Genomic DNA, 21935 nt, shown 5'->3' with positions numbered 1-21935 from the left:
GACCCGCGGGCCGGACCGCCGCCGTCAGTCCCCGGGACGCAGGAGGACCTTGATGGCGCGGCGCTCGTCCATCGCCTTGTAGGCCTCGGCCGCGTCCTCCAGAGGAAGCTCCAGGTCGAAGACCCGGCCGGGGTCGATGGCGCGGTCCGAGATCAGCCGGATGAGCTCGGGCAGGAACCGGCGCACGGGCGCCGGCCCGCCGTGCAGGTGCACGCCGGTGTAGAACAGCTCGTCCCCCGGAATCTGGACGTCGTGAGCCATGCCGACATAGCCGACGTGCCCTCCGGCCCGGGTGGAGCGGATGGCCTGCATCATCGACTCCTGGGTGCCGACCGCCTCGATCACGCTGTGCGCGCCGAGCCCGCCGGTGAGGTCCTTGATCCGCGCGACGCCCTCGTCCCCGCGCTCGGTGATCACGTCGGTGGCCCCGAACTCCAGGGCGAGCTTCTGCCGGTCGGCGTGCCGGCTGAAGATCGCGATCCGCTCGGCGCCCAGCCGCCGGGCCGCGAGGACGCCGAGCAGGCCGACCGCGCCGTCCCCGACGACCGCCACCGTCCGGCCCGGCCCCGCCTCGGCGGCGACGGCGGCGAACCAGCCGGTGCCGAGGACGTCCGAGGCGGTCAGCAGCGACGGGACCAGATCAGCGTCGGGCGTGCCGGGCACGGCGACCAGGGTGCCGTCGGCCAGCGGGATCCGGGCGTACTCGGCCTGCGTGCCGGACGCCCCGACCAGCTGGGCGTTGACGCAGCGGGACTGGTAGCCGGCCCGGCAGATCTCGCAGGTGTTGTCGGAGGCGAAGAACGACCCGACCACGAACTCGCCGGGCCGGACGTTCCGCACCTCGTCGCCGACCTGCTCGACCACGCCGACGTACTCGTGGCCCATCGGCCGGTCGTGGACCGGCCCGTTCGCACCCCGGTAGGGCCACAGGTCCGACCCGCACACGCACGCCGCCGCCACCCGGATGATCGCGTCGGTCGGCTCGATGATCCGCGGGTCCTCGCGGTCCCGCACCTCCACCTCGCCGGGAGCGTGCAACACCACACCACGCATGACTCTCACTCCTTCTCAGGTTCCGCGCCCGCTTCCGTGCCGCGAGCGCACCACCATCAGAAGGCACCCACCCGATCGGGTGGAAGGCACTGCTGAAGGGTGTACCGGCAGGGCACCCCTTCCCGGCGCGGACCCGCCTAGCCTGGAGGCGTGGACCATCGCAGCCAGATCCGCGAGTTCCTGACCTCGCGCCGCGGCAGGATCACCCCGCGGGACGCCGGGCTGCCGTCCCACGGCACCCGCCGGGTCCCGGGGCTGCGGCGCGCCGAGGTCGCCCAGCTCGCCGGCATCAGCGTGGAGTACTACTCGCGGCTGGAGCGCGGCGACCTGTCCGGCGTCTCCGACCAGGTGCTGGACGCCCTGGCCCGCGCCCTGCGGCTCGGCGACGAGGACCGCACCCACCTGGAGGACCTCGCCCGCGCCGCCGGCCCGGCCCCGCGCCGCGGGCGCCGGGACGCCTCGACGACGGTCCGGCCCGCGGTGCAGCGGCTCCTGGACTCCCTGACCGGCCCGGCGTTCGTCAAGAACGGCCGCAGCGACATGCTGGCCACCAACGCCCTCGGCCGCGCCCTCTACGCGCCCGTGATCGACTCCGCCCGCGGCGCCGTCCCGAACCTCGCCCGCTTCACCTTCCTCGACCCCCGCTCCCGCGAGTTCTGGGGCGACTGGGACGGCTCCGCCGGCACCACCGTCGCCCTCCTCCAGGCCCAGGCCGGCCGCGACCCCTTCGACAAGGCCCTCACCGAGCTCATCGGCGAGCTGTCCACCCGCAGCCAGGACTTCCGCACCCGCTGGGCCCGCCACGACGTCCGCCTGCACCACCACGGCGCCAAGCCCTTCCACCACCCGGTCGTCGGCGATCTCCGGCTCGCCTACGAGTCCCTGGACCTCATCGCGGACGGCCTCACCCTCATCGCCTACACCGCCGAACCCGGCAGCGACTCCGAGGACAAGCTCCGCCTCCTGGCCAGCTGGACCACCCCCGACACGCACTCCGGCCCGTCCCGAGCCACCGACCCCACCTGACAGCTGCCGCAGGGGCCGCGATCGCACGCGGGGACGGCGGGTCAGGCGTCCCCAGGCGCCTGACCCGGCACCGCCGCCACAGGCAGGGACAGGGTTCGGAAGGCGTCAGGGAGGGCGGTGATGACGTCTTCGGCGCTGATCGGGGATTCGAGGCCGGGGGTGGGGGCGGAGGCCAGCCGGGCGGCCAGGCCGTGCAGGTAGGCGCCGGCGGCGGCCGCGTCGAGGGCGGGCATTCCGCCGGCCAGCAGCGCTCCGATCAGGCCGGACAGGACGTCGCCCGTTCCGGCGGTGGCCAGGCGGGGCGTGCCGGTGGGGTTGACGCGGACGGGGCGGTCCTCCTCGGCGACCAGGGTGGTGGAGCCCTTGAGCAGGACGGTCGCGGAGAGTTCGGCGGCGGCGCGGCGGACGTGGTCGAGGCGGGCGGCCTCGATGTCGTCGCGGGTGGCGGCGATGAGCCGGGACAGCTCGCCCGCGTGCGGGGTGAGGACGGTCGGCGCGGCGCGGCGCAGCAGGTCGCGGCGGCGGGACAGGACCGTCAGGCCGTCGGCGTCCACCAGCGCGGGCAGGTCGGTGGTGAGGACGGCCTCCACGAGCGACTCGGCGGCGGCGCCGGTGCCGAGGCCGGGGCCGACGACCCAGGCCTGGACGCGCCCGATGCGCTCCAGCACCTTGGCACGGCCGGGTTCGATGACGGTGGTCACGACCTCGGGCCAGCGGTGCCGGACGAGTTCCACCGGGTGCCGGACCGAGGCGAAGCGGACCATTCCGGCACCGCCGCGGACGGCGCCGCCCGCGCTGAGGACGGCCGCCCCGGTGAACTCCTCGCCGCCGGCGAGGATGCCGACGACGCCGCGGCGGTACTTGTCGGACTCGGGACCGGGTTCGGGTGGCTGGACGTCCACCGGGCGGGCCGCGACGACGTCCGGGTCGGGCAGGTCGGGGCCGAGCCCGATGTCGACCAGTTCGACCACACCGCAGTAGGACGCGCCCGGGTCGATCAGCAGCCCCGGCTTGTGCGTGCCGAAGGTGACCGTGAGGTCGGCGTGGACGGCGGTGCCCGCGACGCGCCCGCTGCCGGCGTCCACGCCGCTCGGGACGTCGCACGCGACGACGATCCCCGCGGACTCGGAGGCGAGCGCGGCGTAGGTGGCGTGGGGTTCGCGCAGGCCGCCGCTCCCGCCGATGCCGGTCAGCCCGTCGATGATCAGGTCGGCGCCGGCGATCGCGGCCTCCTGGCCGCCGTCGAGCAGGCGGCCGCCGGCGGCGCGCAGGGCGGCCAGCCCGGCCTCGTGGATCGTGGAGCCGGCCTGGACGGCGTGCACGCGGGCGCCGCGCCGCGCGAGGCGGGCCCCGGCGTAGAGGGCGTCGCCGCCGTTGTCGCCGCCGCCGATGAGGAGGACGACGCGGGACCCGTACACGGCGGGCAGCACGCGCGCGCAGACCGATGCCAGGCCCGCGGCGGCGCGCTGCATCAGCGTGCCCTCCGGAAGACGGGCCATGAGGGCGCGCTCCGCCGCCCGGACCTTGCCGACCTCGTGCGCGTACCTCATCCGCGGCTCCCCAAGTCGATCACACACTCAGCGTGCCACGAGCGGCGGGTTTCCAACCCTGCCCCGTTCTCAATTGCACCTTACGGTGCAACTTTCGGTGTCATGTGCGCATACGAATCATCGGCCGTAGAATCTTCTGCATCCGGTCCGATGTGTTCGCGCCGCGACCCCCCGGTGCGGCAGAATGCGCCAAGATCAGTCCGCCGGGACTGGAGAGGCCCGAGCCATGAGCACTTCCCGCGGTCCCTCCGTCCGGCAGCGGCGGCTGGCCGCCGAGCTCCGGAGGCTGCGCGAACGCAGGGGCCTCACCGGAGACGAGGTCGCCGAACGGCTCGCCTGGTCCACCGCCAAGGTCAGCCGGATCGAGAACGCGCGGACCGGCGCGAAGATCGGCGACGTGCGGCGCCTGCTCGACCTCTACGAGGTGGACGGCGCGCGGCGCGACGACCTGATCTCGCTGGCGCACGACGCCGCGCAGCGGGGCTGGTGGGAGGACTACCGCGACCTGCCGAGCCCCCTCGCCGACTTCATCGCCCTTGAGGCCGAGGCCACCGCACTCAGGGAATGGGGCAGCACCGTCTTTCCGGGGCTGCTGCAGACGGAGAACTACGCGCGCCATGTGATCGGCGGCTGGAGCGACCTCGCCACCCTGCCGCCGCAGGAACTGGAACGCCGCGTGGACGTCCGAATGCGGCGCCGCGAACTGCTGGACGGACCGTCCCCGCTGGAACTGTCGGCGGTTCTCGACGAGGCGGTTCTGCTGCGCCGGATCGGTGACCACAAGGTGATGCGCGAGCAGCTCGAACATCTGTGCCGGATGACCGAGCGGCCGAACGTGACGGTACAGATCCTGCCGTTGGGGATCGCACACTCGGTGTTGGCCGAATCGTTTATCCTTCTGGAATTCTCACCGGTGCATGACATCGTATTTCCTGATATCGTGCACACCGAATCCCTGACAATCAGCCACCTCGCGGATGAGGCTGTTACCTATATGTACCGGCTCGCCTATTCAAGCCTGGCAGGCCAGGCACTGGACACCGAGGAATCACGGCGGCGGATCGCCGAGGCCAAGGACGCATGGTGACGGGTCCGCTGAGTGGCTCAAACCTTGTGAAAGGCACCGAGTGTCCCCTTTCGCCACTCCTGCTCCACAATGGAGGAGAAGCGCCCACTGCGGGGCGAGCAACACGTGCGTAGAAGTCGCCACATTGGCTGATTCGTCCCATTCCATTGGGGCGCGGGACGCCAAGCACGGCACGCAGAGCCCGGTCCTGTCGTTCTCCCAGGGAGAGTGGCGGGACTTCCTCCAGCGAACCAAGAAGGGCGAATTCGATTTGGGCCGATGAGAGGGCGCTGATGCGCTTCTGAGCCCTTGGCCGGCGCCTCACGAGGGCGCCCCGGGGGCCACGCCGTACGGGCCGGGTCCACGACCGACCCGGCTCGACGAGCCTCCCACCGGCAACTCTGGAACCACCTCGGCACGCCTGTCCCACGGGTACCGCGCTACCCGGAGGTGATCAGGCGTTTTTTGCGATCTTGTTACCGTGTGCTTGAACACGGCAGCGCCGCCGCGAATCCAAGGCACCGTTCGACGCAGGGAGCCGTCATGAGTTTCCGTGGGACACCGCCCGCCCGATGGAGAAAGAGCACCCGATGCGGCGCCAGCAACGGCTGCGTCGAGGTCGCACGGCTCGACGCCGACGCCATATCCGTGCGTGACACCGAGGACGCGGCGACGATCCTCGCGTTCGGCACCGCGGAATGGCGCAGATTCACCGACGAGGTCAAGCGCGGCCGTTTCGACCGCCCCTGAAAGAATCTCTGCAACTTACACGGCGACTGAGAATTTCAGCGAATACGAGAATTGCATCCGGCGGCAAGGAACGTGTGATGTTCCGGTGCACGCTGAATGTTTTCGCGCCGGACGTGCCCGGCACTTGCGTATTTTGATGAGGTGATCATAGGGGTGTTATTCACGCCACGCGGACGCCGCGGGGAATGCGGTGGACGGGGGTGCGCAGCCGGGACGCGGTGATCGACACGGCGCCCGCGGCGAGGGCCAGGTCGAAGGCGAGGCCCCAGGGCCACACGGCGCCCGCTTCTTCCGAGCCGCTCTCGTCGTAGTCCCGCCCCTCGCGGACGTCGCGGACGCTGCGGCTGAGCCCGCCCAGGGGGTCGTCCGACGCCGACCGCGTCATCACCTGGTCGCCGACGACGTACCTCTTCTCCGGCAGCCGCGGCGCGGCGTCGGCGAGCACGACGACCGGGTTCGGCGACAGCAGCCACCAGACGCGGTCGCTGTGCTCGACGCTGTAGCCGCCGTAGGGGCCGGGCCGGTGCTCCGCCGTCAACTGGAGGGCGATCGTGTACACCAGCGGCGTCCCGGCGAGCAGGGCGAACACCGTGAGGTAGGACATCAGCACCGAGGTGATGCTGCGGGCGAGCAGCGCCGACCACGCCTGCGAGACGGCGCACACCACGCCGATGAGCAGGCCGGTGACGGTGAGGACGACCACGAGCCGTATCGCCCCGATCGAACCCTCGATCACCGGGAGCAGCAGGATCGGCAGCGTCAGGAGCAGGGTGACCAGGCCGGTCCCCCACGCGGCGGCGAGCTTGCCGAGCGCGATGTCGCCGGGCGTGAGCCGGGTGACCTGGAGCGTGGCGAGCGTCCCCCGCTCCCGGTCGCCGTTGATCGACTGGCCGCTGAGCGCCGGGGTGACGAGCAGCATCAGCACCAGCACCCCGAGCAGGACGCCGCCGAACATCGGGATCCCCGCGTCGTCGTCGGCGGAGGAGTCCACCTCCAGCGCGAGCCGGAACAGCAGGCCGAACCCGTTGACGGTCAGGAACCAGGCGGCGAGGAGGACCTTCCAGCGGCCGGTGCGCAGCCGCGTCCTGAGCTCCTGCCGTGCCACCAGGCCGATTCCGCGTGCGGTCATGCCGGTCACCTCCGGTTCTCGGTCATCGCCAGGTAGGCCGATTCGAGCGCGCTGCCGGCCGGGGCGAGCCCGCTGACGGGCACCCCGGCCCGGACGAGCTCGGCCAGCAGGACCGCGGCCTCGGCCTCGGTGAGCGGGCCGACCTCGGCGCCGCCCGGCAGCCCGGTGCTCTCCAGCGGCGGCAGCCCGTCGACCCCGCCGGCCAGCGCCGTCTCCAGCGGCTCGGGGTCGAGCGCGCGGATCCGCCACCGGACGCGGGTGGACGCGGCGGCGAGCTCCGCCATCGCGTGGTCGCCGACCGTCCGGCCGTGGTCGACGAGGACGACGCGGTCGGCGATCTCCTCCAGCTCGCTGAGGATGTGGCTGGACACCAGCACCGCCACCCCGTCGGCGGCCAGGGAGCGCAGCAGGTCGCGCAGCTCGACGCGCGAGCGCGGGTCGAGGCCGGACGCGGGCTCGTCCAGCAGCAGGACGCGGGGCCGGTTCACGAGCGCCCGCGCCATCCCGAGCCGCTGCTTCTGCCCGCGCGACAGGGCGTGGACGGGCTGCCCGAGGTGGTCTTCCAGGTGGACGAGGTTGAGCAGCGCCCTGATCCGGCGCGGGCGCTCCTGCTTCGGCAGCCCGTAGGCCTCGGCGAAGAACGCGAGGTACTCGTCCACCGTGAGCTGGTCGTACACGCCGAAGGTGTCCGGCATCCAGCCGAGCGCGTCGCGGGCCGCGGCGGGGTGGGTGAGCGCGTCATGCCCGGCGATCCGCACCGTGCCCGCGTCGGGCGCGAGCAGGGTCGCGAGGATCAGCAGCAGCGTCGTCTTCCCCGCGCCGTTGGCCCCGACGAGCGCCGTGACCTGGCCGTACGGGACGGCGATGTCCAGCCCGCGCAGCGCCTCGACCGGGCCGAAGCGGCGCGCCACGCCGCGCGCCACGATCCCCAGATCGCCGTCTCCTGCCACCCGTCACCTCCGGACGCCGCGCCGGCCCTTCGGGGCATGCGGGGATCGTCCCCGCGGGGACCGGGCCGGTCCCGATGCCCGGTGAGACGCGGCGTGGCGCCCGCGGGTTCCGGGGAACGCCCGGCTACTCGACGGTGACGGACTTGGCGAGGTTGCGCGGCTGGTCGACGTCATGCCCCTTCGCGGTGGCCAGCTCGCACGCGAACACCTGGAGCGGCACGGTCGTGACCAGCGGCTGCAGCAGCGTCGGGACGGCCGGGACGGCGATCAGCGTGTCGGCGTACGGCTCGACCGACGCGTCGCCCTCCTCGGCGATCACGATGGTCCGGGCGCCGCGGGCCCGGATCTCCTGGATGTTGGACACGATCTTGTCGTGCAGGACGTCCCGCGCACGCGGCGGCACGACGACCACGACGGGCAGGTCCTTCTCGATGAGCGCGATCGGGCCGTGCTTCAGCTCCCCGGCGGCGAAGCCCTCGGCGTGCATGTACGCCAGCTCCTTGAGCTTCAGCGCGCCCTCCAGGGCGACCGGGAAGCCGACGTGGCGACCGAGGAACAGCACGCACCGCTCCCCCGCGAGCGACCGGGCCAGCTCGCGCACCGGCTCCATGGTCTCCAGGACCTTCTCCACCTTCTCCGGCATCCGCTCCAGGAGCTGGATCATCGCGAACACCTCGTCCCCCCACTTGGTGCCGCGCACCTGCGCGAGGTAGAGGGCGATGAGGTAGACGGCGACGAGCTGGGTGAGGAACGCCTTGGTGGACGCGACCGCGATCTCCGGGCCGGCGTGCGTGTAGAGGACGCCGTCGCACTCGCGGGGCAGCGTGGAGCCGTTGACGTTGCAGATGCCGAGCAGCTTGGCCTTCTGCTCGCGGGCGTGCCGGACGGCCATCAGCGCGTCCATCGTCTCGCCCGACTGGGAGATCGCGATGACCAGCGTCGCCGGGGACAGGATCGGGTCGCGGTAGCGGAACTCGCTGGCCAGCTCCACCTCGCAGGGCAGCCCGGCCCAGTGCTCGATCGCGTACTTGGCGATCAGCCCCGCGTGGTAGGACGTCCCGCAGGCCACGATGATGATCTTGTCGACCTCGCGCAGCTCCCGGTCGGGGATGCGCATCTCGTCCAGGCGCAGGCGCCCGTCGGTGCCGATCCGGCCGAGCAGCGTGTCGGCGACGGCGCGCGGCTGCTCGGCGATCTCCTTGAGCATGAAGTAGTCGAAGCCGCCCTTCTCCGCGGCCGACACGTCCCAGTCGACGTGGTACTCCTTCACCTCGGCGGGGCGCCCCTCGAAGTCGGTGACGCGCACCCCGCCGGCGCGCAGCTCGACGACCTGGTCCTGGCCGAGCTCGATCGCGCTGCGGGTGTGCGCGATGAACGCGGCGACGTCGCTGGCGAGGAAGTTCTCCCCGTCCCCGACCCCGACGACGAGCGGCGAGTTGCGGCGCGCCCCCACGACCAGGTCGGGGTCGCCGGTGTGCACGGCGACCAGCGTGAACGCGCCCTCCAGCCGGCCGCAGACGCGGCGCATCGCCGCGGCGAGGTCGCCGCCCGCCTTCAGCTCGTCCTCCAGCAGGTGCGCGACGGCCTCGGTGTCGGTGTCGGACACCAGGCCGTGCCCGCCCTCCTCCAGCTCGGCGCGCAGCTCGGCGAAGTTCTCGATGATGCCGTTGTGGATCACCGCGACGGAGCCGGTGCAGTCGACGTGCGGGTGCGCGTTGCGGTCGTTCGGCGGGCCGTGCGTCGCCCACCGGGTGTGCCCCATGCCGAGCGTGCCCGCGGGCGGCGGCTCCTCTTCGAGGGCGCCGCGCAGGTTCACGAGCTTGCCCGCGCGCTTGGCCGTCGCCAGCTTCCCGTCGGCCAGCACGGCCACCCCGGCCGAGTCGTAGCCGCGGTACTCCAGCCGCGCCAGCCCCTCGACGACGACGTCGAGCGCCGACCGGCCGCCTACGTACCCCACGATTCCGCACATGGCGGCAACTCTATTCGGTGTCCCGCGCGGGGACCCACCTGCAAGGGGCGTAGACGCCTGCCACTAACGTGTACGCCCGGTGAAAACTCGGTGACCGGCTGACCAGCCCGGTTACTGTTCAGGCATGACGAGCGGATGGGACAGCGTGCCGAGCCCCTACGTGGAACTCTCCCGGGACGACTGGCGCGGCCTGCGAGAGAACACGCCCCTGCCGCTCACGCCCGGTGAGCTGGACGCCCTGCGCGGCCTGCGCGACCCGATCGACATCACCGAGGTCGAGGAGGTGTACCTGCCGCTGTCCCGGCTGCTGAACCTGTTCTTCCAGTCGGACGGGCGGCTCCGCGACACCGTCAGCGAGTTCCTCGGCGGCGAGGTGCGGCCCACCCCGTTCATCATCGGCGTGGCGGGCAGCGTCGCGGTCGGCAAGTCGACGACGTCCCGCCTGCTGCGGACGCTCCTCGCGCGCTGGCCGGACCATCCGAGCGTGGAGCTGGTCACCACCGACAGCTTCCTGTACCCGAACGCCGTGCTGTCCGAGCGCGGGATCATGGACCGCAAGGGCTTCCCGGAGTCCTACGACCGGCGCGCCCTCGTCCGGTTCGTGTCCGAGGTCAAGGCGGGCGCCGAGGAGGCGTCGATCCCGGTGTACTCGCACCTGGAGTACGACATCGTCCCGGACGCGAAGCAGACCGTCCGGCGGCCCGACATCCTCATCGTCGAGGGCCTGAACGTGCTGCAGGCACCGCCCGCCGGCGCCCTAGGCGTGTCGGACTTCTTCGACTTCTCCATCTATGTGGATGCGCGGGTCGAGGACATCCGGCAGTGGTACATCGACCGGCTCTTCGCGCTGCGCCGCACCGCGTTCACCGACCCGCGCTCCTACTTCCACAAGTACGCGCACGACCTGGACGAGGACGAGACCGCCGCGTTCGCGCAGCGCGTGTGGCGGGACGTCAACGAGATCAACCTCGTCTCCAACATCCTGCCGACACGCGCCCGCGCGACCCTCGTCCTGCACAAGGACCGCGACCACGCCGTCCAGCGCGTCCGGCTGCGCAGGATCTGATTTCTCGACGACCCGGCTACCGGCTCCAGGGGCCGGTGATGGCGAAGGTGGTGCCCGGGTCGTAGACGTTGACGAACATCGTCCGGTTGTCGGGCGCGAACGTGACGCCGGCGAACTCGCCCCACTCGGGCTCGCTCTCGGTGCCGACGTTCTGCCGGTTCCGGGCCATCGGGTAGACCGTGCGCTTGCGCGACACGCCGTAGACGTGCTGGGCGCCGCCGCCGTCCTCGCAGACCATCAGGCCGCCCTGCGGCGCCAGGCAGATGTTGTCGGGCGACTCGCCGGGCTTCTGCACGTCGCTGTCCGGGCCGAACACGATCACCAGGGTGAGGCGGCGGTGCCGCGGCTCGTACGACCACACCTGCCCGAAGTGGTCGGCGCGCGACCCCTCGGCCGTCTTCGCGAAGCTCGACACGAAGTAGACGCGGTCGCCGCCCCAGTAGCAGCCCTCCAGCTTCTGGGCGTGCGTGACGCCGCCCTTCCCGAAGTCCTGGAAGCGGATCGCCGTCTCCTTGGCCAGCGGGTCGGGGACCTTTTTCCACTCGACGTTCCGGAACACCGTGCCGGGTTCCTGGACGACCGACAGGTCGGGGACGTCGGGGACGCACAGCGCCTCCAGCCGGCCGCCGGCGCGCAGGCTGCCGAACCCTCCGCGCGGCTTCTTCGGCAGGAACCGGTAGAACAGCCCGAACGGCTTCTCGAACGCGTCCTCGGTCTCGTAGACGGTGCCGTCGCGCGGGTCGACGGCGATCGCCTCGTGCTGGAACCGTCCCATCGCGGTCAGCGGCTCGGGGACGGTCCGCTCCTGCCGGTAGGGGTCGACCTCGAAGATGAAGCCGTGGTCCTTGGTGTAGTCGCCGGTTCCGGCCTTGTCCTCGGTCTCCTCGCAGGTCAGCCAGGTGTGCCACGGGGTGGGGCCGCCCGCGCAGTTGACGGCCGTCCCGGCGATCGCGACGCGCTCGGTGTGCACGCGCCCGGCGTGGTCGACCTCCAGTGCGGTGCAGCCGCCGAGCCCGGCGGGGTCATAGGTGACGCCCTTGACCGGCGGCACGCGGTTCTCGGCGTCGGGACGGTTCTCGTGGTTGCGGACGAGCCACGTGCGGCCCCCGCGTCCGGGGAAGGCGGCCATGCCGTCGCAGTGACTCGGCACGGGCCCCTCTCCGGAGCGCAGCGGCTCACCCTCCCGGGACAGGACGGTGTAGCGGAACCCGCGCGGCAGGTCGAGCACGCCTTTCGGATCGGGCACGAGCGGCCCGTACCCGTCGCGGACGCCGGTCGGCGCGGCGGACGCGTCCCCGGCGAACAGGTGCTCGACGGCGCCGGCGAAGGCGATCCCCGCCCCGACGGCACCGGTGCCCGCCAGGAGCTGGCGGCGCGAGACTGACATGGGCACACTCCCTGGGTCTGGAACGATCAAAGACCTCCCAGGCCGTTGTAACACGGGTCTCACCGAACCGGGTATGGCACACATGCACAGTCCGTGCAGGTGGTCGTCAAGAAGCGGTGTGGGCGGCCGGAACTTCGAGGTCCGCGGCGGCGTCGGACGATCAAGAAACCCCTGCCCTGAAAACCGGAGCGATGACCGAGAACCCCCGCATCGAAGACGCCCCCGAAAGCGCGCTGCCGGACCTGCTCGTGGAACCGCCCTGGGTCCGCGCGCCGAGGAGCGCGGAGCCGGCCGTCCTTAAGCTCAAGGCGCCCAAGGAACCGACCACGATGCGCTGGCCGGACGGCCTGCGCGAGAAGTGGCTGGACGCCCCCTATGACCAGCGGCGCGTCGAGCGGCTCCCGGACGGCACCGACTGGGACCAGGTGGCCGAGGACTTCGCCACCGGCCGGGTGGAGGAGCACGAGAAGCGCCGGGTGACGGCCCTGGCCATGGGCCTGATCATGCAGGGTCCCCTGGAACTCGGTGAGAGGCTGCTCGCGGATGAGCGGTACTGGCCCCTGTTCTTCCAGCCTGGCCTCTACCACTCCGTGCGCGGGGCCGCCGCGCGGCACGGGATGGCGGCCTATCCCCTGCTCATGCACATCGCGAAGAACAAGCCGGTCTTCTACGGGCTCGACCCGTTCCTGGACGCCGACGTCGCCCAGATCATGATCAAGCATTTCGATGTCTTCCCCAACCGGGATCAGGCGGCGGCGTGGTTCGAGATCCATGGGGAGGCCGCGGCGCGGCTAGCCGTCCCGGACGCGCTGCGCAAGCCGGGCCCCAAGCGTCAGCGCGCCGAGGCCGCCCTGCGCCTCGTCGCCCGCCACCACGGTGACGACGCCGTCCGCGAGGCGGCGCGGTTCTACGGGGACGAGGCCGTCGAGGCGATCTCCGCGCTGCGCACCGATCCGCTCGACATGTACCCGGACCCGCTGCCGGACGTTCCGGAAGGGTTCGATCCCGAGCGGTTGCCGCGGATCCTGCTGCGCGACCGGCGGCGCGCGCTCCCCGCATCCGCGACCCGGCATCTCATCACGATGCTGTCCATCTCCGATGTGTGGAAGCCCTATCCGGGCGTTCCGCAGGTCGTCGAGCATCTCGACCCCGCCTCGCTGGCCGAGTTCGTCTGGGCGCTCTACCTGGCCGACCGGGACCCGAAGCGATGGGCGTCCCCGGGCGTCCAGTACGCCCTGATCAACCTGGGTGACGACACCACCGCCGAGCGGCTCGCCCCGATCGTCGCCCGGTGGTCCAAGGCCTACGTGTGGGACGCTGGAGGATCGAGCGCGCTCAGCCTGTTCACCCGGCTCGGCACCGACACCGCGCTGCGGCATCTTCACCGGCTGGCGCGCAAGGCGAAGGACCCCGCGCGGATCCAGCGGTTCGCGCAGAGCGGCCTCGACCGCATCGCCGAGGAGCGCGGGCTCACCTCCGAGCAGCTCGCGGACCGGCTCGTTCCCGATCTCGGCCTGGACGCCGGCGGCACGATGACCCTGGACTACGGGCCGCGCCGGTTCGTGGTCGGGTTCGACGAGCAGCTCAAGCCGTTCGTGACCGACCAGGACGGCAAGCCCCGAAAGACGCTGCCCAAGCCCGGTGTCAAGGACGACCAGACCCTGGCACCGGCCGCCTACAAGCGCTTCGCCGACCTCAAAAAGGAAGCCCGCACGGTCGCCGCCGACCAGATCAAGCGCCTGGAACGCGCGATGGTGACCCGCCGCTCCTGGACACCGGAAGAGTTCGGCGCCCTCCTCGTCGAGCATCCGCTGATGGGCCACATCACCCGCCGTCTGGTGTGGGCTGCCGGGGACACGGCGTTCCGCGTAGCTGAGGACGGCACGCTCGCCGACGTCCACGACGACGAGTACACCCTGCCGCCGGACGCCGCCGTCACCCTCCCCCACCCGGTCCTGCTCGACGAGAAGACCGTCGCGGCCTGGGCTTCGGTCTTCGCCGACTACGAGATCCTCCAGCCGTTCGAGCAGCTCAGGCGCCCCGTCCACCTGCTGGAGGACGGCGAACGCGACGGCACCCGCCTGACACGCTTCGAGGGCCGCACCGCCCACTTCGGCCGATTCCTCGGCATGACCTCCCGCGGCTGGGAACTCGGCGACAAAGAGACCGGCGGATTCCGCCGCCAGGTCAACCTGATGACACCAGACGGCCGGCACGTCATGGTGGCCATCGATCCCGGCATCCGCGTCCTATCCCCAGAGGAGTACGCCGAACAGACCATCCAACGCGTAATGCTCATGACCGGCCGCTACTCCGGCACGGGGCACCCGTTCGGTGCGCTCGACCCCGTCACCGCGTCCGAAATCATCGCCGAGCTCACCCGCGTCACCGGCTGAGGCGGGCCTGCCGTCCACCGATCGGTGGACGGCAGGTTCAACCGGTCGAACCTCATGCGGGACGGGTGCTCGCGGCGAGCATTTTCCGCATGACGAATCTCACCGTACGCATGGCCCGGTGGAGCGCCGGGCACCCCTGGCGCGGGATCGCCGCCTGGTTCCTGTTCGTCGCCCTGTGCCTCGGGATCGGGATCGCGGCCGGCGGGCACGCCGCCACGACCGAGGACTACCGGATCGGCGAGGCCGGGCGGGCGGAGGCGATGGCCGCCGAGGGCGGGCTGTCGCAGCAGCCCGTCGAGCACGTACTGATCACCGGCACCGGCGCGGCGGCCGGCGCCGCGGCGCGGGACGCCGCCGCGCGGATGGAGCGGCTCCCCGAGGTCGCGTCGGTGTCGGCGCCCGTCCGGTCGAGGGACGGCTCCGCGCTCCGCGTCGACGTGACGATGAAGGGCCCCGAACTCCAGGGCAAGGACCACATCGAACCCTTGCACGCCCAGACGGCCGCCGTCCGGGCCGCGCATCCGGGCGTGCGGGTCGAGGAGACGGGCGGCCCGTCCATCAGCAAGGGGGTCGGCGAGCTGCGCGACGACGACCTCGCCCGCACCGAGGTGATCGCGCTGCCGATCACGCTGGTCACGCTGCTGGTGGTGTTCGGCTCGTTCGCGGTCGCGGTCGTGCCGGTGGTGCTCGCGCTGACCTCGATCGCGGCGGCGATCGGCCTGTCGATGCTCGCCTCGCACGTGTTCCCGGACGCCGGGGTCGGCGCCAGCGTGATCCTGCTGATCGGCATGGCGGTCGGCGTCGACTACACGCTCTTCTACCTCAAGAGGGAACGGGAGGAGCGGGCGGGCTCGGCCGGCCGGCTGAGCGCGCGGGCCACCGTGGAGATCGCGGCGGCGACGTCCGGGCGCGCTGTGGTGGTGTCCGGGCTGGCGGTCGCGGTCTCCAGCGCGACCCTGTACCTCGCGGACGACGTGATCTTCTCTTCGATCGCGACCGCCGCGATCGTCGTCACGCTGGTCGCCGTCGTCAGCTCGCTGACCGTCCTGCCCGCGGTGCTGGCGAAGCTCGGCGGATGGGCGGAGCGGCGGGCCGCGCGGCGCGGGAAGGCGCCGAAGGCGCCGCGGACCGGAGGCGGCCGGATCACCAGGGCGATGCTCCGTCCCACGGGCAGGCACCCCGTCGCGACCCTGGCGGTGTCCGTCCTGGCCATGCTGGCGCTGGCCGCACCGCTGCTCAACCTCGACCTGACCGACATGGGACGGGACAGCCACCCGCGCCAGATCCCCGCCATGCAGGTCTACGACCGGCTGAACGCGGCGTTCCCCGAGCTGAAGGCCACGCACCGGATCGTCGTCAAGGCCGACGCCGGGCGCGCGCCCGAGGTGACCGCCGCCCTGCGCGACCTGGCCGGGCGCGCGAAGACCGACCCGCTGCTCGCCGGCACGTCCGAGATGCACGCCTCGCCTGACGGACGGATCCACGTCCTCGAACTCGCGGTGCCGCACCACGTCAGCACCGAGGAGGCACAGCGGTCCCTGGACCGGGTCCGCGGCGGGTACGTGCCCGCGACCGTCGGGAAGCCCGGCATGGAGGCCGCGGTGACCGGGGACGTGGCCCGCTACGCCGACTACCCCGAGCACCAGAAGAGCAAGCTGCCGTTCGTCATCGGGGCGCTGCTGCTCGTCACGTTCGCGATGACCGTGTGGGCGTTCCGCTCGGTCGTCCTCGGCCTGGTCGGCGTCCTGCTCAACCTGCTGTCGGCCGGGGCCTCGCTCGGCGTGCTCGTCGTGGTGTTCCAGGGGACGTGGGCGGAAGGGCTCCTCGGCTTCACCTCCACCGGATCCGTCGGCTCCCGCGTCCCGCTGTTCCTTTTCGTGATCCTGTTCGGGCTGTCGATGGACTACCAGGTGTTCGTGATCAGCCGGATCCGCGAGGGGGCGCGGCACGGCGTCCCGACGCGGCAGGCCGTGCTGGACGGGGTCGGCGGCTCGGCGAGCGTGGTGACCAGCGCCGCGTTCGTGATGGTGACGGTGTTCGCGAGCTTCGTCTTCGTCCACATCATGGAGCTGAAGCAGATGGGCTTCGCGCTCGCGGTCGCCGTGCTGCTGGACGCCGCCGTCATCCGCATCATGATCCTCCCGGCGCTGATGCTGCTGCTCGGCGACCGGTGCTGGTGGCCGTCGCGGGCCGCGCGCCCGGCGGTGGTGGGGGCGGCCGAGCCCGCACGGCAGAACGTAGGCTGACCGGCATGGCGCGGCCCGGTGAACGTCCCCAGGTGCGGGCGCTGCGCAGGTGGTACGCCGCCGCCTGGGTGGTGTTCGGGCTCGTCCCGCCCGCGCTGGCGGTGTGGGACCAGCCGGATTCCACCAGGTCCGCCACGCTGTCGCTGCTGTCGGTGATCGGGCTCTGCTACCCGATCACCGAGACGTTCCCGGGGAATCCGGCGCTCCGCCGGTTCACGTTCCTTGGCGTGCTCGTCGCGGGGATCGGCGCCGTCGCCTACCTCATGGACGGCGCCGCGTCCCTGCTCATCGTCTCGCTCCCGCACTTCTGGATCCTCGCCGGAAGCCCGCGGCGCGCGGTCGTCCTCAGCGGCGCCGCGGCGGCGGCCGCGGTCGCCGGCGACGCGGTCCGGTCGGCGCCGGACGGTGCGGAGCTCAGCGGCAACTCCGTCGCCGCGCTCATCGGCTACGCGGCCGGGGTGCTGTTCGGGCTGTGGATGCACCGGGTCGTGGGGCAGCACGACGCGCGCGCCCGGCTCCTCGCCGCCGACCTGGAGGACGCCGAGCGGCGGCTCGCCGAGGCGCAGCGCCGGCAGGGCGCCGCCGACGAGCGCGAACGGCTCGCCCGCGAGATCCACGACACGCTCGCGCAGGGGTTCGCGTCCATCGTCGTCCTTGCGGAGGCGGCCCGGACCGGCCTTCGCGCCGACCCGGACCGCAGCGACCAGCAGCTCGCGTCGATCGAGCAGACCGCCCGGGAGAACCTCGCCGAGGCGCGCGTCCTCGTCGGGTCGGCGTCGGCGGGCAGCGTCGCCCCGGCGTCCGTCGCCCGGACGCTGCGCCGCACCCTCGACCGGTTCGCCGAGGACACCGGGCTCACCGTCACCGCCGACCTCCCGGACGTCGACTGCGACCAGACGACCCGGATCGCGCTGCTGCGCTGCACCCAGGAGTCGCTCGCCAACATCCGCAAGCACGCCGCCGCCTCCACGGTCGGGGTCGTCCTCGAACGCCGCCCGCACGGCGTCGAGCTGGAGATCACCGACGACGGGCGCGGCTTCACGGTGGCCGGGTCCCGCGGCTTCGGCCTGGACGGGATGCGCCGCCGCCTCGCCGAGCTCGGCGGCGAGCTCACCGTCACCAGCTCCCCCGGCGAGGGCACCCGGATCCTCGCCATGATCCCCCGCGAGGGCGTGACATGACCGGCAGGCTCAGGATCATCGTGGTGGACGACCACACGGTCATGCGCGCGGGCCTCGTCGCGCTGCTGGCCGCCGAGCCCACCATCGAGATCGTCGGCGAGGCCGGCGACGGCCGCGAGGCGGTGGCGCTCGCCCGCCGGCTCCGCCCCGACGTCGCGCTGCTCGACCTGCGGATGCCCGTGCTGGACGGCGTCGCCGCCACCGCCGAGATCGGCGCGGCCGGGACCCGCGTCCTCGTCCTCACCACCTACGACACCGACACCGAGATCGAGCGCGCGATCGAGGCCGGCGCCATCGGCTACCTGCTGAAGGACACCACCCGCGAGCAACTCGTGGACGCCATCCACGCGGCGGCCCGCGGCGAGACCGTCCTCGCGCCCCGCGTCGCGGAGAAGCTCGTCGCCCGGATGCGCCGCCCCGAACCGGCCGCGCTGACCGCCCGGGAGATCGACGTGCTCCGGGCGGTCGCCGACGGCCTGTCCAACGCCGAGATCGGGCGGCGGCTCGTCATCGCCGAGGCGACCGTCAAGACCCACCTCCTGCGCGTGTTCGCGAAGCTGGACGTCAGCGACCGCACCCGCGCCGTCGTCGTCGCCATGGACCGCGGCCTGCTCCCGCGCTAGTCGGCGCTCGCGACCGCCAGGGTGCGGAGCCGGAAGGCGGCGAGGAACGTCGCGGCGGCCGTCACCAGCACCAGCAGCGTGATCGCCACCGGCAGGTCCACCACCGACTTGACCGGCGACGCCGCGGTGAGCGCGTCGATCACCGACAGCGCCCACTGCTGGATGGACGCCTGCTGCGCGCCCGGCGCGAACGTCCCGAGCAGGGTCTCCCACACCAGCGCGTACAGCAGGCCGATCGTGACGGCGTTGCGGCTCGCGACCGCGAGGGCCACGAACACCGCGCTGTAGGTGAGGCCGCCGACCAGCGTCCCGACCGCGAACGCGGGGGTCAGCCCGGCCGTCGTCCCGGTCAGCAGGAGCGCCGCGAGGACCGTCGGGACGACCGCGAAGGCCGTCACCAGGACGATCGCCACGACCAGCTTCGTCAGCACGACGACCTCGCGCGGGATCGGCTTGGTCAGCACGTACATGATCTGGCCGTCGTCGATCTCCGGCCCGATCACGCCGCTGCCGGCGATCAGCGCGAGCAGCGGCAGCAGCGTCGCGAGGCCGAACGTCTGCAGCACGTTCGCCGAGATGTCGAGGTCGTTGTTGCCGGTCACGCGCAGGGCGACCGCGAGGAGGAGCAGGAGCAGCGGCAGCCCCAGCAGGAGCAGGGCGCGCTTGCGGCCGAGCATCCCCCGGAACGTGATCATCGCGATGGTTGCATTCATGGGATCACCGGGCCACCAGGTAGGAGAACACGCTTTCGAGGGACTCGTCGGCCGGGGAGACCTCCCACAGGCGCACCCCGGCGTCCCGCGAGATCTGCGGCAGCAGCCAGGTGAAGCGCTGGAAGTCGATCGCCTCGACCTGCAGCCCCTTGTCGGTGAGCTGCACGCTGCGCGCCGAGCCGTCCGCGATGATCGCGGCGGCCAGCCTGCGGTCGTCGGCCGACCGGACGAGGAAGATGTGCGGCCGGTCGGTCATCAGCCGCCGGATCTTGCGGAAGTCGCCGGACGCGGCGTGCCGCCCCGCCACGATCACCTCGATGTGGCTGGCGAGCCGCTCCACCTCCTCCAGGATGTGCGAGGAGAACAGGATCGTGCGCCCCTCGGCGGCCATCCGCTGGATGAGGTCCATCAACTGGAGCCGCTGCCGCGGGTCCATGCCGTTGAACGGCTCGTCCAGCAGCAGCACCGGCGGGTCGTGCACCAGCGCCGACGCCATCTTGATGCGCTGCTTCATGCCCTTGGAGTAGTTGCCGATCTGGCGGTCGGCCGCGTAGCCCATCTCCACCAGATCGATGGCGCGGCGGGCCGCGGCACCCGGTTCGGGCAGCTTGTGCAGCTTCGCCATCGCGAGGATGAACTGCTCACCGGTGAGGAAGTCGTACGCCGACTCCCGCTCCGGGACCAGGCCGAGGCTGCGGTAGATGCCCGGGTTCCGCCAGATCGGCGCCCCGTCCAGCGTGACCGTCCCCGACGACGGCGCGAGGAACCCGCCCATCATGTGGATCAGCGTCGACTTGCCGGCGCCGTTCGGACCGAGGAGTCCGGTGACCCCCGGCCCGACCTTCATCGACACGCCGTTGACGGCCACGACGTTCCCGTACCAGCGGGACACGTTCTCCAGAATCAACTCGCTCATGCTTCCTGTGGGGGGACGACCCCCCACACCCCCCGCCTCGCTTCGCTCACTCATGAGAGCCCCGCCTTACGGAACCTACGGTAAAGGACCGCGATCGAACCGAGGACGATGACGGTGCACAGCGCCAGAGCGGCCACGCCGCCCTCGATGCCGGACGGCACCCCTCCCGACGACGACTGCGCGCCCAGCAGCCTGACCTGGACGATGTCCACCAGGTTGAACGGCGCGAACAGCCCCGCCCAGCCCTGGACGGTGAAGTTCGTCTGCTCCTCGGCGATCCCCTGGACGACGCCGACGAAAGCCGTGCTGATCATGTAGACGGCGATGACCGCGGCGACCCCGAAGCCGCGCCGCGGGGTGAACGCCGCGACCACCATCCCGATCGACGCCAGCACGAGCGCGAACAGCACGATGCCGACCAGGGCGCCGAGGTACTTGAGCACCTGCTCGCCCGAGTCCGGCATCTTGGCGACCAGCCCGCCGACGTACAGGACGGTGACGGGCGCGGCCATCAGCGCGAACAGCGCGGACGCCATCGCGGCGCCCTTGGCCAGCACGAAGTCGAGGTGGCCGACCGGGCGCGAGAAGTACAGCGGGATGACGTGGAACCGGACCTCCCGCGAGGCCAGCACCGGCGCCTGCGTGGCCAGGAAGATCGCCACGATGACCTGCATGATGACGGCGTAGCCGGAGTAGCGGATCAGCGCGTCCGGCTCCTTGGTGAAGGAGAACGCCGCGACCGACCCGGCGGCCGGCAGCATCATGATCGCCGCCAGCAGGAACGGCATCACCTTCGCCCGCGCGGGACGGCCGAGGCCGAAGGCGGCGCGCAGGTTGTGGACGTACAGCGACCGCAGCACGTAGGCGCGGCCGTTGCGGCGCCCCTCGTAGTGGCGGTAGCCGATGTCGTGGATCGTGCTGGTGCTCATCGCGGCGCCCCCTCCTGGACGGTCCCGGCGGGCGGCTGCGGCGCGGCCGGCGTCTGGAAGACCTCCTCGATGTGGTGGCGGCGCTGCTCCATCCGGATCAGCCGCAGCCCGAGGTCGGCGACGCCGTCGCGGATCAGGTCGTAGGTCTGCTCGCCGGCGATGTCGACGACGAGGAACCGGCCCTCCGGATGGACGGACACGCCCTGGTCGTAGAGGTGCTGCCCGAGCGTGTCGCGGCCTTCGTCCACCTCGACGGTGAGGACGCCGCTCTCCTTGGTGTAGGCCTCGACGGCCTGCGAGCGCAGCAGCTTCCCGCCGTCGATGATGACGACGTGGTCGCAGACCCGCTCCAGCTCGCCGAGCAGGTGGGACGTGACGAGCACGCTGATCCCGAAGTCGGCGCCGATGCGGCGGATCAGGTCGAGCATCTCGTCGCGCCCGGCCGGGTCGAGGCCGTTGGTGGGCTCGTCCAGGAAGACGAGCTTCGGGTCGTGGACGAGCGCCTGCGCGAGCTTCACCCGCTGGCGCATCCCGGTGGAGTACCCGCCGATGGGGCGGTAGCGCTCCTCGTACAGGCCGACGTGCCGGAGCGTGTCGGCGGCGCGTTCGCGGGCCGCGGTCGGCGGCAGCCCGCACATCCGGGCCATGTGCACGACGAACTCCGTCGCGGACACGTCCGGCGGCAGGCATTCGTATTCGGGCATGAACCCGACGCTCTCCCGGATCCGCAGGCCCTCGCGGGCGATGTCGAGGCCGAGGACGGTCGCGGTGCCGGAGGTCGGCGGCTGCAGCCCGAGGAGGATCTTGATGAGCGTCGACTTGCCGGCGCCGTTGGCGCCGACGAGTCCGACGACGCCCGGCTCGACGGCCATGGACAGATCGTCCAGGGCGGTCACCCGGGGGAACCTCATCGTCAGGCCCTGGGTGGCGATGATCGGCATATCACCGAACCTAGTGGCTGGCGGCGTGCGCGACGTCACCCTCA

19 protein-coding genes are annotated in these 21935 nt (G+C 72.1%); 9 read left to right on the top strand and 10 right to left on the bottom strand.

Annotated elements, in window-relative coordinates; genetic code table 11:
• Window positions 1-24 precede the first annotated feature (24 nt).
• On the bottom strand, window positions 25-1053 hold the full coding sequence (locus ABGB11_RS23635; RefSeq protein WP_347636085.1) for a zinc-dependent alcohol dehydrogenase family protein: 1029 nt from the start codon (window positions 1051-1053) through the stop codon (window positions 25-27).
• 150 nt (window positions 1054-1203) lie between these two features.
• Here ABGB11_RS23635 and ABGB11_RS23630 point away from each other — a divergent pair, with 150 nt between their 5' ends.
• Complete coding sequence (locus tag ABGB11_RS23630) at window positions 1204-2079, top strand: helix-turn-helix transcriptional regulator (RefSeq protein WP_347636084.1); 876 nt, start codon at window positions 1204-1206, stop codon at window positions 2077-2079.
• Between the two features lie 41 nt (window positions 2080-2120).
• Here the strand turns inward: ABGB11_RS23630 and ABGB11_RS23625 are convergent, their stop codons facing one another.
• Window positions 2121-3629 carry an NAD(P)H-hydrate dehydratase gene (locus ABGB11_RS23625; RefSeq protein WP_347636083.1) on the bottom strand — a complete coding sequence of 503 codons (1509 nt, stop codon included), beginning with the start codon at window positions 3627-3629 and terminating at the stop codon, window positions 2121-2123.
• A 226-nt stretch (window positions 3630-3855) separates the two neighbouring features.
• On the opposite strand from ABGB11_RS23625, the gene ABGB11_RS23620 reads away from it, so the two are divergent.
• From ABGB11_RS23620 to ABGB11_RS23610, 3 genes are all read left to right on the top strand, one after another.
• The gene (locus ABGB11_RS23620) at window positions 3856-4716 is read left to right on the top strand and encodes a helix-turn-helix transcriptional regulator (protein WP_250360023.1); all 861 of its coding nucleotides are present in this window, start codon (window positions 3856-3858) and stop codon (window positions 4714-4716) included.
• Window positions 4607-4978 (top strand): DUF397 domain-containing protein, encoded by a 372-nt coding sequence (locus tag ABGB11_RS23615; RefSeq protein ID WP_347636081.1) that lies wholly within the window; start codon window positions 4607-4609, stop codon window positions 4976-4978. The genes ABGB11_RS23620 and ABGB11_RS23615 overlap by 110 nt, the downstream gene beginning before the upstream one ends.
• A 260-nt stretch (window positions 4979-5238) precedes the next feature.
• A complete protein-coding gene (locus tag ABGB11_RS23610; RefSeq protein ID WP_347636080.1) occupies window positions 5239-5445 on the top strand; it encodes a DUF397 domain-containing protein in 207 nt (68 codons plus the stop codon).
• Between the two features lie 160 nt (window positions 5446-5605).
• Here the strand turns inward: ABGB11_RS23610 and ABGB11_RS23605 are convergent, their stop codons facing one another.
• The 3 genes from ABGB11_RS23605 to glmS all read right to left on the bottom strand — a co-directional run bounded on the left by ABGB11_RS23605 (window position 5606) and on the right by glmS (window position 9493).
• The gene (locus ABGB11_RS23605) at window positions 5606-6574 is read right to left on the bottom strand and encodes a hypothetical protein (RefSeq protein WP_347636078.1); all 969 of its coding nucleotides are present in this window, start codon (window positions 6572-6574) and stop codon (window positions 5606-5608) included.
• A gap of 5 nt (window positions 6575-6579) precedes the next feature.
• Window positions 6580-7524 (bottom strand): ABC transporter ATP-binding protein, encoded by a 945-nt coding sequence (locus tag ABGB11_RS23600; protein ID WP_347636077.1) that lies wholly within the window; start codon window positions 7522-7524, stop codon window positions 6580-6582.
• Window positions 7525-7648: 124 nt separating this feature from the next.
• Complete coding sequence (glmS, locus tag ABGB11_RS23595) at window positions 7649-9493, bottom strand: glutamine--fructose-6-phosphate transaminase (isomerizing) (protein WP_347636076.1); 1845 nt, start codon at window positions 9491-9493, stop codon at window positions 7649-7651.
• Between the two features lie 124 nt (window positions 9494-9617).
• Here glmS and coaA point away from each other — a divergent pair, with 124 nt between their 5' ends.
• On the top strand, window positions 9618-10559 hold the full coding sequence (coaA, locus tag ABGB11_RS23590) for a type I pantothenate kinase (RefSeq protein WP_347636074.1): 942 nt from the start codon (window positions 9618-9620) through the stop codon (window positions 10557-10559).
• Between the two features lie 16 nt (window positions 10560-10575).
• Here the strand turns inward: coaA and ABGB11_RS23585 are convergent, their stop codons facing one another.
• Window positions 10576-11946, bottom strand: a complete 1371-nt coding sequence (locus ABGB11_RS23585) for an alkaline phosphatase PhoX (protein ID WP_347636073.1) — start codon at window positions 11944-11946, stop codon at window positions 10576-10578.
• A gap of 191 nt (window positions 11947-12137) precedes the next feature.
• On the opposite strand from ABGB11_RS23585, the gene ABGB11_RS23580 reads away from it, so the two are divergent.
• The 4 genes from ABGB11_RS23580 to ABGB11_RS23565 all read left to right on the top strand — a co-directional run bounded on the left by ABGB11_RS23580 (window position 12138) and on the right by ABGB11_RS23565 (window position 18392).
• On the top strand, window positions 12138-14342 hold the full coding sequence (locus ABGB11_RS23580) for a DUF4132 domain-containing protein (RefSeq protein ID WP_347636072.1): 2205 nt from the start codon (window positions 12138-12140) through the stop codon (window positions 14340-14342).
• 89 nt (window positions 14343-14431) lie between these two features.
• Window positions 14432-16588 carry an MMPL family transporter gene (locus ABGB11_RS23575; protein ID WP_347636070.1) on the top strand — a complete coding sequence of 719 codons (2157 nt, stop codon included), beginning with the start codon at window positions 14432-14434 and terminating at the stop codon, window positions 16586-16588.
• Window positions 16589-16593: 5 nt separating this feature from the next.
• Window positions 16594-17769: a sensor histidine kinase gene (locus tag ABGB11_RS23570; protein WP_347636069.1), complete on the top strand. Its 1176-nt coding sequence runs from the start codon at window positions 16594-16596 to the stop codon at window positions 17767-17769.
• Window positions 17766-18392 (top strand): response regulator transcription factor, encoded by a 627-nt coding sequence (locus ABGB11_RS23565; protein WP_347636068.1) that lies wholly within the window; start codon window positions 17766-17768, stop codon window positions 18390-18392. The genes ABGB11_RS23570 and ABGB11_RS23565 overlap by 4 nt, the downstream gene beginning before the upstream one ends.
• Here ABGB11_RS23565 and ABGB11_RS23560 read toward each other — a convergent pair.
• The 4 genes from ABGB11_RS23560 to ABGB11_RS23545 are packed head-to-tail and all read right to left on the bottom strand — an operon-like array spanning window position 18389 to window position 21891.
• Complete coding sequence (locus tag ABGB11_RS23560; protein ID WP_347636066.1) at window positions 18389-19105, bottom strand: ABC transporter permease; 717 nt, start codon at window positions 19103-19105, stop codon at window positions 18389-18391. The genes ABGB11_RS23565 and ABGB11_RS23560 overlap by 4 nt on opposite strands.
• Before the next feature lie 4 nt (window positions 19106-19109).
• Window positions 19110-20021 (bottom strand): ABC transporter ATP-binding protein, encoded by a 912-nt coding sequence (locus ABGB11_RS23555; protein WP_347636065.1) that lies wholly within the window; start codon window positions 20019-20021, stop codon window positions 19110-19112.
• Window positions 20022-20071: 50 nt separating this feature from the next.
• On the bottom strand, window positions 20072-20950 hold the full coding sequence (locus tag ABGB11_RS23550; RefSeq protein ID WP_347636064.1) for an ABC transporter permease: 879 nt from the start codon (window positions 20948-20950) through the stop codon (window positions 20072-20074).
• On the bottom strand, window positions 20947-21891 hold the full coding sequence (locus tag ABGB11_RS23545; RefSeq protein WP_347636062.1) for an ABC transporter ATP-binding protein: 945 nt from the start codon (window positions 21889-21891) through the stop codon (window positions 20947-20949). Before ABGB11_RS23545 ends, ABGB11_RS23550 begins: the two co-directional genes overlap by 4 nt.
• Window positions 21892-21935 lie beyond the last annotated feature (44 nt).

Origin of the sequence: Actinomadura sp. B10D3, assembly GCF_039871695.1 — a bacterium.
GTDB lineage: Bacteria > Actinomycetota > Actinomycetes > Streptosporangiales > Streptosporangiaceae > Spirillospora > Spirillospora madurae.
This window is presented reverse-complemented; position numbering and strand designations above follow the sequence as displayed.

Bases quoted from the DNA above. Each gene is read 5' to 3' on its own strand.
- ABGB11_RS23625 (WP_347636083.1), bottom strand. From the start codon at position 3,629: ATGAGGTACGCGCACGAGGTCGGCAAGGTCCGGGCGGCGGAGCGCGCC.
- ABGB11_RS23545 (WP_347636062.1), bottom strand. From the start codon at position 21,891: ATGCCGATCATCGCCACCCAGGGCCTGACGATGAGGTTCCCCCGGGTG.
- coaA (WP_347636074.1), top strand. From the start codon at position 9,618: ATGACGAGCGGATGGGACAGCGTGCCGAGCCCCTACGTGGAACTCTCC.
- ABGB11_RS23635 (WP_347636085.1), bottom strand. From the start codon at position 1,053: ATGCGTGGTGTGGTGTTGCACGCTCCCGGCGAGGTGGAGGTGCGGGAC.
- ABGB11_RS23575 (WP_347636070.1), top strand. From the start codon at position 14,432: ATGACGAATCTCACCGTACGCATGGCCCGGTGGAGCGCCGGGCACCCC.
- ABGB11_RS23610 (WP_347636080.1), top strand. From the start codon at position 5,239: ATGAGTTTCCGTGGGACACCGCCCGCCCGATGGAGAAAGAGCACCCGA.
- ABGB11_RS23560 (WP_347636066.1), bottom strand. From the start codon at position 19,105: ATGAATGCAACCATCGCGATGATCACGTTCCGGGGGATGCTCGGCCGC.
- ABGB11_RS23605 (WP_347636078.1), bottom strand. From the start codon at position 6,574: ATGACCGCACGCGGAATCGGCCTGGTGGCACGGCAGGAGCTCAGGACG.
- ABGB11_RS23570 (WP_347636069.1), top strand. From the start codon at position 16,594: ATGGCGCGGCCCGGTGAACGTCCCCAGGTGCGGGCGCTGCGCAGGTGG.
- ABGB11_RS23565 (WP_347636068.1), top strand. From the start codon at position 17,766: ATGACCGGCAGGCTCAGGATCATCGTGGTGGACGACCACACGGTCATG.
- ABGB11_RS23550 (WP_347636064.1), bottom strand. From the start codon at position 20,950: ATGAGCACCAGCACGATCCACGACATCGGCTACCGCCACTACGAGGGG.
- ABGB11_RS23555 (WP_347636065.1), bottom strand. From the start codon at position 20,021: ATGAGCGAGTTGATTCTGGAGAACGTGTCCCGCTGGTACGGGAACGTC.
- ABGB11_RS23585 (WP_347636073.1), bottom strand. From the start codon at position 11,946: ATGTCAGTCTCGCGCCGCCAGCTCCTGGCGGGCACCGGTGCCGTCGGG.
- ABGB11_RS23580 (WP_347636072.1), top strand. From the start codon at position 12,138: ATGACCGAGAACCCCCGCATCGAAGACGCCCCCGAAAGCGCGCTGCCG.
- glmS (WP_347636076.1), bottom strand. From the start codon at position 9,493: ATGTGCGGAATCGTGGGGTACGTAGGCGGCCGGTCGGCGCTCGACGTC.
- ABGB11_RS23620 (WP_250360023.1), top strand. From the start codon at position 3,856: ATGAGCACTTCCCGCGGTCCCTCCGTCCGGCAGCGGCGGCTGGCCGCC.
- ABGB11_RS23615 (WP_347636081.1), top strand. From the start codon at position 4,607: ATGAGGCTGTTACCTATATGTACCGGCTCGCCTATTCAAGCCTGGCAG.